We start from the raw sequence: 12397 nt of genomic DNA, 5'->3' as shown, positions 1-12397 counted from the left end.
GTTTTGAATTATGGAAAAACTAGTTAGAAAAATCGGATTAGTGGCACACGACGCCATGAAGAAAGACCTCATCGAGTGGGTACTGTGGAACTCGGAATTGCTGATGGGGCATAAATTCTATTGTACGGGCACCACGGGTACCCTTATCCTCGAAGCCCTCCGGGAGAAACATCCTGATGTGGAGTGGGATTTCACTATCCTTAAATCCGGTCCTTTGGGCGGTGACCAGCAGATGGGCTCGCGCATTGTGGACGGAGAGATTGACTATCTTTTCTTTTTCACCGACCCGATGACCCTTCAGCCGCACGATACGGATGTGAAGGCGTTGACCCGCCTTGCCGGTGTGGAGAACATCGTGTTCTGCTGCAACCGCAGTACGGCAGACCATATCATTTCCAGCCCGTTGTTTGTCGATCCAACGTATGAACGCACTGTTCCCGATTACAGCAACTACACCAAGCGGTTTGCAAATAAGCCGGTGGTGGCCGAAGCGGTGGAATCGGCAAAGAAGCGGAAACGGCAAAAATAAGGATGAAACTCGGTTCTACTGGGCATTCTTAATCTATCGCTACCCTTCGTTCATGGACAGCCCACACTGGTGCGATAGCCCACCCTTGCCGTTTGAAGTCATAGGGTTGCACAATAATGGTGTTGGTGAATCTGCCCATTCTATGTCGTTGAGGTATTGGTAGGGGAAGCGGAACTCTGTGAGGTTTATTTTCAATAGTTCATTCCTTCTGAAGTCTGCATAGTTGTATGGGTTTGTAAAGTCGTAAGGGGTGGGCAGGTAGAGGGCATTTCTTCAATGAAACTCGGAGCTGTATTTGATAGCAAGCGGCCGGTAGCAGGAAGAGAGCGACGATGGGGAGTAATGCCAGTCGTTGTATAGCGTTTCTCATTGACTTTTTGTTGATGATGGGGCAAAGGTACGGAATATTGGTATCAATGGTTGTATTCTACGGCAGAAAAGTTGCTGCATGCTCACTGCAGAACTTCTGTATACATTTTGCAGTGCTACTGCATATCTGTTGCAGCGTTACTGCAAAGCTGTTGCAGTACTACTGCAAATATATGTGCAGTGTTACTGCAAACCGTTTGCAGCGCCACTGCAAAAAGCATGCAGTGTCTTTGCAGTGGGAAGTGCCTGTGTATCAATAGTGAATGGGGTGATTCGGCAATCTGTCATTCTCCGCGGCGTTGGCATATTTCCACTCCTGCAGCCTCTATATCCGCGCCCATCGGTGGATTGCGCTTTGCCAGCTTGAGGGTTATTTCCTCTATCTGTGGGAAGTCGCGGAACAATCGGTTTATAATTCGCCCGCATACATGTTCCAATAGTTTGGAAGGAATGTCCATCTCTGCCTTCACAGCTGTATGTACATCGGCATAGCTCACGGTGTCGGCTACGTCGTCCGTTTCTGCCGCACGCCGGATATCAACTTGCAGGCGCAGGCTGACGGTAAACTCATTGCCTACCACGGTTTCTTGTTCGCCCACGCCGTGATGGGCGAAGAAGCGAAGCGTGTCAAGGAAAATATAACTGGTCATTACTTGTAGATTGTTTTCTGCAAACTTACTGATATTTTGTGGTACGGGCAAATCAGTATCCGGTTATTACGATTCAGGCTGTGGATTGTATTCTGTAAAATATAAAAATAGCGCGAAATTGTTTTTTATAGAATACAATTATGTGAGGGTCGGAATAAACTTATCGAACTATTTTAGGCACGGAATTATACGGGTTATCACGGTTGCTTTCAATATTATCCGTGATTGTCCATGTAATCCGTGCCTAAAATAATACTTTGCTAAGAATCCTTTCTTATCTTCCGGTGCTTTCTATCATGCACCTTATTTTCTCGTTCAAGCTTTCTGCCTTCATCAGTTGTTCCAGTGTCAGGTGCATGCGCCAGCGCCAGTAGTGCCGCGGGTTGGCAGGAATATTGATGCGTTCTTCCTGCACGTTCGGGTTGCGCCATTTGCCGTCCATGGACATCCAGTCTTGCAGGGAGAGGATGCAGAGGATGGAGTTGCTATGGAGGTGATTGCGAACCACTTCTTCGCAGAGCTCCGGCGTGGCCGTTGCCGGTGCGGCACCGTAGTGCCCGAGCATGGTGTTGTAGTAACGCTGCGTCTGTTGGAAGTCTTCTTCCCACCAGCCGCGCAGGGTAGACATGTCGTGCGTGGAGATGGTGCAGACCGAACGGTATGGATACCAGTCTGTGTGGCCGAATTCTTGTTTCGGGTCTTTCGGCATACGTTGTATCTCCAGGGAAAGGATACGCAGGTCGTTCATCACCCATGCCACGCAATCGGGAATCATGCCTAAGTCCTCACCGCATACCAGCATGCGCGTGGACTGTGTCAGTTGCGGCAGTTTCTTCATGGCTTGCTGTCCCCAGAAGTCGTTGTGGCGGTGATAGTAGTACTGGTCATACAGCCGGTTGAAGGCAGCCTTTTCCCAATCGTTCAGTGCGCGGTAGATGTAGTCGTGCTGCACGCCGATGCGCGGATGGTATTCGTGCGGATTGTTGCGGTCGGGCACGAACAGCACATCGCTGATAAGGGCGTAAAGCCCGTCACGAATCCAGATGCTGTCATCGTCCGTTTTTCCGGCAAAGTAGGCTTCCACCTTGCGCTGGGTGTCGAACTCGGGACGCATGCGGTAAACCTCCCACGTGTCTGTCGGCTCTATGAAGGTCTGTTTCACATAGTCTGTATGCGGGCCGAAGATTTGTCCGAGGAAGTACTCATGGATATAGGGCTTCAGGAAGAAGTCTTCGCGGAATGCCAGCCCGTAGCTTTCTATCTCCTCGCGCGTCATGGGCAGGGCGGGGACGAATTGTCCCAACAGCCCGTGTACGGCGTGCATCGGTATCTCCCAAATGCGGAAGAAGCCGAGGATGTGGTCTATGCGGTAGGCATCGAAGTATTCTGCCATTTTGTGGAAACGTTTCATCCACCAGGCATAACCGTCTTTTTCCATGACATCCCAGTTGTAGGTGGGGAGGCCCCAGTTCTGTCCGTTCACGGAGAAGTCGTCGGGCGGTGCACCGGCTTGGCCGTTCAAGTTGAAGTAGTGGGGTTCCTTCCAGGCTTCCACACTGTTGCGGCTGATGCCGATGGGGATGTCGCCTTTCAGCACTACGCCGTTGGCGCGCGCATGTTCGGTGGCGGCAAGCAGTTGCAGGTGCAGATTGAACTGGATGTAGTAGTAGATGGCAATATGCGGATAGTCGGCAGAGTCCGGCCGGCACAATGTCTCTATCTCCTTGGCATCGTAGGTGGCATACTTGGGCCACTCGCGGAAATTCGGGGTCTTGTAGGCATCACGCAGGTAGCTGAAGACGGCATATGGCTGCAACCATTCCTTGTTGGCTTCGTAGAAATTACGGAAAGCATCCGATGCCAGCACCTTTTCCCCTTCCTGCTTGAAGATGAGGTGGAAGTATTCCCACTTTGTCTTGTTCACAGCTTCGTAGTCCACGGCGGGCAGGGCATTCAGTTCCTTCTGGCGTTTGTTGAATTCGGCCATCACCTTCTTGTCCTTCAAGCTGCCCAACTGCTTCAGGTCGGCGTACATGGGATGGAAGGCATAGATGGAGATGCTACTGTAAGGGTAGGAGTCTGTCCAGGTATGCGTCATGGTAGTGTCGTTGATGGGCAGAATCTGCACCGCCTTCTGATTGGTGGCAACTGCCCAGTCAATCATGCGCTTCAAGTCGCCGAAATCGCCTACACCGAAGCTTTTCTCGGAGCGCAGGGAGAATACGGGTACGGCTACTCCGGAACCTTTCCATGCAGGAAGATTGAAGTATACATAACGGTCGCCGACAGCCAGCGTTTCGTTGGCGGCTATCTGCGGGTCGGCCATATAGCGGTTGGGATTGTTCTCCCAGGCCACGGCACGGCGCTCTTTCTTGTTGTAAAGGACGAATTTATACTCTAGCGGGAAGCTGATTTTGCCGGCATCCACTTCTACCTGCCATTCGGGGAAGTCGATGTCGCTCATAAGGGCAGCTTTGTCCGGGTTCCAGTCACCCAGCGCCTTCTGGTTTCCGCAGAGTGCCAGGCAATGGTCACTGTCTATGCAGGGGGCGTACGCCTTTATCAGCAACCCCTTTTTGTAGCTTTTCGGGGCGGCACTGCGTTCGCGATGCGCCAGCAGGGATTCTGTGAAAGCGGATGTATAAAAATACTGCTGCTCGGGCAGATTCTTCCAACAATCTTCTATGCGGTAAACTTTCTTCGGATTGTCTGCAACGTGCAGGATGCGTGGCAGGCTGTTCCACTCTGTCCGTATGGTTCTGCCATCTCGATAGATGTGGTAACTGTATTCGACGCTTCCATTACCGGGAATCTGGATATCCACTTCCGCGGTCCAGTGAATGCCGTCTACAGTGTGCAGGGGGGTGGCTTTGTTGGGCTGGTTGTTGCCAAGTTCCGGGATGGAACCCAGGACTCTGACTTCTTCACCCCAGCTGGTGCGATACTCGATATTGAATATTAGTGTCATATTATATTAGATTTAGAAATAGCAATAGCTGCAATGATTATGCAAGTATAGAAATTATTCCTCATAATCATGCAGCTACCGTTATCTAAGTCATTTAAATTCCTATGCAAACGTTTGTGCTTGCCGTGGGATTATCCACAGCGGGAAGCTCCGCACGTCTTGCAGATGAGGCAACCTTCTTGGTAAACCAGTGTTTCGTTGCCGCAGTTGGGGCATTTCTTGCCTTTGGCTTCCGTGCCGTCCTGGATGTATTTCTTCAGGGCGCGTTCCACACCGTTCTTCCAGGTGTTGATGTTTTCGCTGTCCAGTTGCAGTGAACCTACCAGCTTGATGACCTGCTCGATAGGCATGCGATAGCGCAATACACCGGAAATCAGCTTGGCATAGTTCCAATACTCTTTGTTGAACTTCTCGGACAGGCCCTCGATGGTGACTTTGTATCCACGCTTGTTCTCGAACTGGAAGTCGTAACGCTTGTTTCCGTGCTCATCCACATTCTTGATGATGTGGCCCGACACCACATTCTTCGGCAGGATGATGCCTTCGTCATCGTCCAGCACACCGGTGAATATCTCGTAGGGATGATTGTCCAGCAAGCCGACGAACGCCACCCATTTCTCTTTGTTGTTTTGGAAACGGACAACGTCTGCATCCAATATTCTGGGACGAGTTTCAACGACCGTAGGCGGTTTGCATGGAGGAAGCTCGGACTTCTTGTCGCTCTTGGTAGAGATGAGCACACCGGAACGCGAACCGTCGCGGTAAACCGTACAGCCCTTGCAGCCGGATTTCCATGCTTCTACATACAGACGGTTCACAAGGTCTTCGTCCACGTCGTTCGGCAGGTTGATGGTTACGCTGATGGAGTGGTCCACCCATTTCTGGATACGTCCCTGCATCTTGACTTTCATCAGCCAGTCCACGTCGTTGGAGGTTGCTTTATAATAAGGTGATTTCTCTACCAGGGCATCCACTTCTTCCTGCGTGTAGCGTTTGGCGGGGTTGTATCCTTGAGCTTCCATCCAAGTCACGAACTTGGGGTGGAACACGATATATTCTTCAAAGGCATCCCCGGTTTCGTCGATGAAGTCCACATGAACGTTCGTATCGTTGGGATTCACTTTGCGGCGGCGCTTGTACACGGGCAGGAATACGGGCTCGATACCGGAGGTGGTTTGAGTCATCAGGCTGGTGGTGCCGGTCGGGGCGATGGTCAGACAGGCAATGTTGCGGCGTCCGTACTTCTTCATCTCCTCGTACATTTCCGGGTCGGCTTCACGCAGGCGGTTGATGAACGGGTTGTTCTTTTCGCGTTCTGTGTCGTACACCTCGAATGCGCCGCGCTCTTTGGCCATTTCTATGGAGGAGCGATAGGCGTTGAGTGCCACCGTCTTGTGTACTTTCTCCGAGAACTCGGTTGCCTCTTCAGTACCGTAACGCAATCCCAGGGCGGCAAGCATGTCGCCTTCTGCCGTGATACCTACACCGGTACGGCGGCCTTGGGCGCTTTTCTTGTAAATCTTCTGCCACAAAACGCGTTCTGTATGTTTCACGTCTTCGCTTTCGGGGTCGGCATCTATCTTGCTCATGATGCGCTCTATCTTCTCCAGTTCAAGGTCGATGATATCGTCCATGATGCGTTGGGCCAAAGCTACATGCTTCTTGAATAGCTCAAAGTCAAAGTAGGCGTCCGGCTTGAACGGATTGACCACGTATGAGTAAAGGTTGATGGCGAGCAGACGGCAGGAGTCGTACGGGCACAGTGGAATTTCGCCGCATGGATTGGTGGATACGGTACGGTAGCCCAGGTCTGCATAGCAGTCGGGCACGGATTCCTTTAATATGGTATCCCAGAACAATACACCGGGTTCTGCCGATTTCCATGCATTGTGCACAATCTTTTTCCATAATGCGGATGCGTCAATGTCTTTTTGAAATGCCGGCTCTGTGGCGTCAATCGGATATTGCTGTGTATATGGTTTGCCTTCGATGGCGGCCTGCATGAAGTCGTCGGTCAGTTTTACGGAGACGTTGGCTCCGGTCACTTTGCCCTCAGTCATCTTGGCATCGATGAAGGCTTCCGAGTCGGGGTGTTTGATGGATACGCTGAGCATCAGTGCGCCGCGGCGTCCATCTTGAGCTACTTCGCGTGTAGAGTTTGAATAGCGTTCCATGAAGGGGACCAAGCCGGTGGAGGTCAGTGCCGAGTTCTTTACCGGTGAACCTTTCGGACGGATATGGGATAAGTCGTGTCCCACGCCGCCACGGCGTTTCATCAGCTGTACTTGTTCTTCGTCTATCTTGAAGATGGCACCATAAGAATCCGCTTCGCCGTCCACACCGATAACGAAGCAGTTGGACAGAGAGGCTACCTGATAGTTGTTTCCAATTCCGGTCATCGGGCTTCCTTGCGGAACAATGTACTTGAAGTGGTCGAGCAAGCCGAAAAGTTCCTCTGAACTTAATGGATTGGGGTACTTGGCCTCAATGCGGGCTACCTCATTGGCTATTCGCCAATGCATGTCTTCCGGAGACTTTTCGTAAATATTTCCGAAAGAATCTTTGACTGCATATTTGTTTACCCAAACTCTGGCAGCCAATTCGTCGCCTTGGAAGTATTTTAAAGATTCTCCGTAGGCTTCGTCATAAGAATAATTTTTCTTTTCCACAATGTTGTATCTCTTAGGATTAGTTACAAATAAGTAAAGTTGTAGAAGTTGTACTTATCGTTAACAAATGCATTTGCAAAGCTATGAATGTTTTTCAACTTGGCAAAATTAAAATGAATGTTTTTATCAACCGATGTATAGTTTTCTATTGATTGCTATTAATTTATTGGTTTATAATGTTTTAATGATTTGAGTAAACGAATAAGTTTTCCAAAATGGAATTTATTAACAACTTGTTGGGCTGAAAGGTTCTCGGTTTAGTCGAACATAAGGTTACTTTTATCTGCTCGTAGAGATAATAATTGTTCATTTCTTGTTGAAAAGATGTATTTTATTCCGGATATATGATGATAAAAAAAGTGTGAACTCTTGAATGAATTGTTCGTGGATTACATTATCTTTGCAAAAAAAGAAAGAATGGAAAGCTTGAAACAAAGGAGAACAATCCGAAAATACCAGCAGAAGGATATTTCTGCTGATTTGTTAAATGATTTGCTTGAAACCTCTTTCCGGGCTTCTACAGTCGGGAACATGCAGGTTTATAGTGTGATTGTGACGCGTGATGCAGAGCGTAAAGCCAAACTGGCGCCTGCACATTTCAATCAGCCGATGGTTCGGACGGCGCCGGTAGTGCTTACTTTCTGCATAGATTTGCGCCGCTTCAGCAAGTGGTGTGAGCAACGTAAGGCTGAGCCGGGATACAACAACTTTGAGTGGTTTGTGACGGGGGCTGTCGATACCTTGCTGGTGGCACAGACTTTTTGTGTGGCTGCCGAGGAGAAGGGGTTGGGCATTTGCTATCTGGGAACTACCACTTACAACCCTCAGATGATTGTCGAAGCGTTGGAGTTACCGGAATTGGTGTTTCCCATCACGACAGTCACAGTGGGATGGCCTGCCGAACAGCCGGAACAAGTGGACCGTTTGCCGCTGGAGGCCATTGTACACGAAGAGGTTTATCATGATTATACTCCTCAGGACATTGACCGGTTGTATGCCTATAAAGAATCGCTTCCTGAGAACAAGCAGTTCATCTTGGAGAACAATAAGGAAACGCTGGCGCAGGTCTTTACAGATGTGCGTTATACGAAGAAAGACAGTGAGGCAATGTCGGAGAATCTTTGGAAGATAATGAAAAAGCAGGGATTTTGAAAATTAAGGATTAGGGATAAGGGATAAGGGATAAGGGATAAGGGGTTAAGCTAATGCATACTTAGCTGCATTTAATCCCTTATCCTTTATTCTTATCCTTTTTTCAGTGCGGCTTGAATCTCGTCGATTTCCGCACGGAATGATTTGTCCACCTCTTTCAGTTCTTTGATGGTTTTACATGCATGCAATACGGTGGCATGGTCTTTATGTCCAATTAGCGCACCGATTTTTGCAGTAGAGAAGTCTGTATGGTTTTTGGCTAAATACATGGCTATTTGTCGTGCTTGCACCACTTCCCGCTTTCTGGATTTTGTGTGGATGGTGGCAGTTTCCAATCCGAAGTGCTTGCATACGGTGTTGATGATTTCATCGACAGTCACTGCCTTGCTTTCGCTGTTCACTACCTTGCGGACGATACGTTGCGTCAGTTCCAGGTCTATTTCTTTATTGTATATGGTGGAATGCGCCATAATGGAAATGACGATGCCCTCCAGGTCACGTACACTGTCGCCCACGTTCTCTGCAATATAGTCAATCACTTCCTGGGGGAACTGCAGGCCGTCACGGTGTATCTTGTTGCGCAGAATGTTCTTGCGGAGTTCTACGGTAGGTTTCTCCAGCTCAGCCACCATTCCCCATTTAAAACGTGTAATCAGACGCTCTTCCATGCCCTGCAGCAATACCGGTGCACGGTCGGAAGTGAGGATGAGCTGCTTGCCGTTCTGATGCAGATGGTTGAAGATATGGAAGAATGTATTCTGCGTTTTGGTCACGCCGGCAAATTCCTGAATATCATCAATGATTAGAATATCAATGGTCTGGTAGAAGTTGATGAAGTCGTTAGTCGTATTGTTACGTACGGAATCGGTGTATTGCACTTGGAATAGGTGTGCAGATACATACAATACCCTTTTCTCCGGGTATAGTTCCTTGATTTTGGTTCCGATAGCATTGGCAAGATGGGTTTTGCCTACACCTGATGCTCCGTATAGGAACAGCGGATTGAAGATTGTTTTAGCCGGATTGAGAGCGACAGCTTCTGCAACGCTGCGCGACAGCTTGTTGCTGTAACCTTCGATGAAGGTTTCAAAGTTGTATTCTGGATTAAGGTGCGGGTCAAGTTCGGGGACGGGAATCTGCGGAATCCTTTTGTCCATCACTTGTTTTTGCGGTATGATGGTACGCTGTGTAGACTCCAGGTCGACGGTTTTCCGCGAGCTCTTGTCCACCATTACGTTATACATCAATTTAGTTCCCTCACCAATGACCTTATAGAGAGTCTTGCGCAACAAATCAACAAATTTGTCCTCCAAAAACTCATAGAAGAACTGGCTGGGCACTTGTACGACCAGCGTTTTGTCTTCATATTTTAAAGGTATGATGGGAAGAAACCATGTTTTGTATGTCTGCTCCGGAACATTGTCTCTGATGATTTCAAGACAGCGGTTCCACAGCCCGACATGATCTATTTCACTCATAACGGCTATAAATACATTTATTAATTAAGCATAACTTCTACGATTGCAAAATTGGCAATCTTATTCGAGAAAAACAAATCCTTTTTTTCTTGCGTTTTTAGGGAAAGTAATAAGCTCTTTACTTTCAGCTACTTATCGGTTACTATGAGTATACTCCTTATATAAGGTGTGTTGCATTTATCTAATACTTTGTCATATAGTGGTTTATGTAGCTTTGCGTCTCTTGTTTTCTTTCTGTGCCCAGAGCAGGAAAAAGCCCTTTTTCGCTCCTTGTATAGAGCAAATGAGGGCTTTCCTTTTAATTCCTTTATAGACTTGTTATTTAGACAAAATCTATATAACGTCCATCTTTTACTTATCTTTCTTGCCGAATAGGGAGAAATGGACGTATCGTTTCGGATGCGATTTCAAGTCTTCCAATAAACTTGCTGCGTTGGCAGTGGTGGCGTTCAGATTATTATATAGAGAAGGGTCGTTTAGCAAAAGTCCGACGGTATTGTCTTTCTGGTTCAATTTGTCTGTAATCATTTTTACATTGTTCAAAGTTGCGTCTACCTTTTGCATGGCGGCAGCATAATCTATCTCCTTTAAGTTGTTGGAAATGAGTGCAAAGTTGTCTCCAATGGTATTGAGCTTGCCGGTCAGTTGTGGAATATCATCCTTCATTAGAGTTTGCAACTGGCGGCTTGTGACGGCCATACTTGCTGTTAAATCTTGTACGTTATGCAAGGTTGCAGGGATGGCGGGGTCGGCCAGTATGACATTTAAGGATGCGAGGATGGAATCCAGCTTGGGCAGCATCTTCTCTACTTGCGGCATCATGGTGGCAACTTTTTCCATCATTCCGTTGTTCAGCACGCCGGGGATTGTGTCTCCAATCTGGTATTTCTCCCGTGGGTTATTGGCAAGCAGCAGGTTCATCTTTACGCCGCCAAGCATTTCGGCTGCCAGTTCTGCCGTACTTCCTTTGGGAATGCGTAGCTCTGGGTCAACATCTATTTCGGCAACGACTTTGCCCGGTTGGGTATAGTCGTAGTACAAGTCGCGGACAATACCCACGCGGAAGCCGTCGGCAAAGACCGGGCTGGATTTTGTCAGTCCATTGACATTCTGGAATTTCACGTAGAAATAGCTGGAGGGCTTGAACATATTTATCCCTTTCAGGTAGTTGATGCCGTATACCAATATGCAAAGTGCAGCTATGCCTGCTATTCCTATTCTAACTTCTTTTGTAATATACTTCATGATGTATCTTTTGTTATTTATTTCTGTTCTTTTTAAATTCGCTGATGGCTGTGTTGACGTTTATCTTTTCTCCATTCTTGAACGCAATGATGAATGCGTCCTTGAATTTGTCCGTAATGCTACGTTTGCTGCGCAGCACCTTGTTGTAATCGGGTGATGCGCCGTACGTATATTTGTAGATTCCGCCTTCTTTATAATAATCCACGTCTTTCACTCCTTTCAGTCTTTTGTCATTCTTGGCCAGAGGACGTGAAGAAGTGAGTATCTGTATCTTAAACACGATGCCGCTCTGTTCTGTTTGGGAAACGGCTGCATTTTCTGACCTTTGCGGGCGTTGGGCAGCTTGGTTACTCTCCGCTTGAGGTGCATTTTTCTTTTCCGGTGTCGCTGTAGCTGCGTTGCCTTCTTCTTGAACGGGCTCGGGTACATCCTCCGGAAGAATGGTATTGCTGCTTCCGTTCAACCGGATTTCCTGCTCGCGCTTATAGGTGAGGAAAGCGCGGAAGATACCGTTGGCAAGTGAGGTGGTTCCTGCTTCAGTGTTCAGGTACCGTTCCTCTTCCGGTGTGGAGATGAATCCGAGTTCCACCAGTATGCTTGGCATGGCACTGGCCTTCAATACCAGAAAACCTGCCTGGTGCACGCCCCGATCTGTACGTTTGCAGGTTTGGCGGAAATGCTTTTGTACGAGGGAGGCGAGGTGCACACTCTGTGACATGTATTTGTCTTGCATGAATTCGAAGATGATGTAGGACTCTGCCGAGTTGGGATTGAAGCCGGCATACCGCGTCTTGTAGTCGCTTTCGTAGAGGATAACGGCATTTTCGCGCTTGGCTACTTCCAGATTGGCATCCGATTTTGCCAGACCCAGTGTCCAGGTGGAGGCTCCTTTGGCCGTCCGGTTTTTGGCCAGGGCATTGGTATGTATGGAGATGAACAAATCAGCTTTGGCGTTATTGGCAATTTCAGCGCGCCGGTCCAAGGGGATGAATATGTCCCGGTCCCGCGTATAGATAACTTTTACATCAGGGCAGTTCTTCTTGATTTGTTTGCCAAGTTTGAGTGCTACATTCAGGTTGATATTCTTCTCTTTGGAAATTTTTCCCACTGCACCCGGGTCGTGTCCACCGTGTCCGGGGTCTATAACGACAACAAAGTCTTTCGCTTCAGCGCTGCCACTGCAAAAGGGGGAGATAAGCAGCCCTAAGCATATACTTATATATAATATGTATCGTCTGTATAGTTTCATATAATTGTAGCAAAGACAATGCTTCCTTTTCGCTTGGCAAATGTAGTGGAAATTTATAGAAAACTAATGGATTATGTTCAGTTTTATT

At 48.1% G+C, this 12397-nt stretch carries 8 protein-coding genes; 2 read left to right on the top strand and 6 right to left on the bottom strand.

Annotation, left to right across the window (positions count from 1 at the left end):
• The first annotated feature begins 10 nt into the window (after positions 1-10).
• Positions 11-529, top strand: a complete 519-nt coding sequence (locus DXD78_RS14025) for a methylglyoxal synthase (protein ID WP_005830204.1) — start codon at positions 11-13, stop codon at positions 527-529.
• Between the two features lie 653 nt (positions 530-1182).
• Here the strand turns inward: DXD78_RS14025 and folB are convergent.
• From folB to DXD78_RS14005, 3 genes are all read right to left on the bottom strand, one after another.
• Entirely contained in the window at positions 1183-1548 is a 366-nt protein-coding gene (gene folB, locus DXD78_RS14015) for a dihydroneopterin aldolase (protein ID WP_009037931.1), read from the bottom strand.
• 274 nt (positions 1549-1822) lie between these two features.
• Positions 1823-4516: a 4-alpha-glucanotransferase gene (locus tag DXD78_RS14010; RefSeq protein ID WP_009037932.1), complete on the bottom strand. Its 2694-nt coding sequence runs from the start codon at positions 4514-4516 to the stop codon at positions 1823-1825.
• Between the two features lie 131 nt (positions 4517-4647).
• Entirely contained in the window at positions 4648-7185 is a 2538-nt protein-coding gene (locus DXD78_RS14005; RefSeq protein ID WP_009037933.1) for an adenosylcobalamin-dependent ribonucleoside-diphosphate reductase, read from the bottom strand.
• Between the two features lie 417 nt (positions 7186-7602).
• Between DXD78_RS14005 and DXD78_RS14000 the strand changes: the two genes are divergently transcribed.
• Complete coding sequence (locus tag DXD78_RS14000; protein ID WP_044468986.1) at positions 7603-8337, top strand: NADPH-dependent oxidoreductase; 735 nt, start codon at positions 7603-7605, stop codon at positions 8335-8337.
• A gap of 92 nt (positions 8338-8429) precedes the next feature.
• On the opposite strand, the gene dnaA is transcribed toward DXD78_RS14000, so the two are convergent.
• The 3 genes from dnaA to DXD78_RS13985 all read right to left on the bottom strand — a co-directional run bounded on the left by dnaA (position 8430) and on the right by DXD78_RS13985 (position 12309).
• The gene (gene dnaA, locus DXD78_RS13995) at positions 8430-9815 is read right to left on the bottom strand and encodes a chromosomal replication initiator protein DnaA (protein ID WP_005827286.1); all 1386 of its coding nucleotides are present in this window, start codon (positions 9813-9815) and stop codon (positions 8430-8432) included.
• A 351-nt stretch (positions 9816-10166) separates the two neighbouring features.
• The gene (locus DXD78_RS13990) at positions 10167-11060 is read right to left on the bottom strand and encodes an MlaD family protein (RefSeq protein WP_005827282.1); all 894 of its coding nucleotides are present in this window, start codon (positions 11058-11060) and stop codon (positions 10167-10169) included.
• Between the two features lie 13 nt (positions 11061-11073).
• Positions 11074-12309 (bottom strand): N-acetylmuramoyl-L-alanine amidase, encoded by a 1236-nt coding sequence (locus tag DXD78_RS13985; RefSeq protein ID WP_009037934.1) that lies wholly within the window; start codon positions 12307-12309, stop codon positions 11074-11076.
• Positions 12310-12397: the final 88 nt, after the last annotated feature.

The organism is Bacteroides sp. D20 (genome assembly GCF_003436255.1).
Taxonomy (GTDB): domain Bacteria; phylum Bacteroidota; class Bacteroidia; order Bacteroidales; family Bacteroidaceae; genus Bacteroides; species Bacteroides uniformis.
This window is presented reverse-complemented; position numbering and strand designations above follow the sequence as displayed.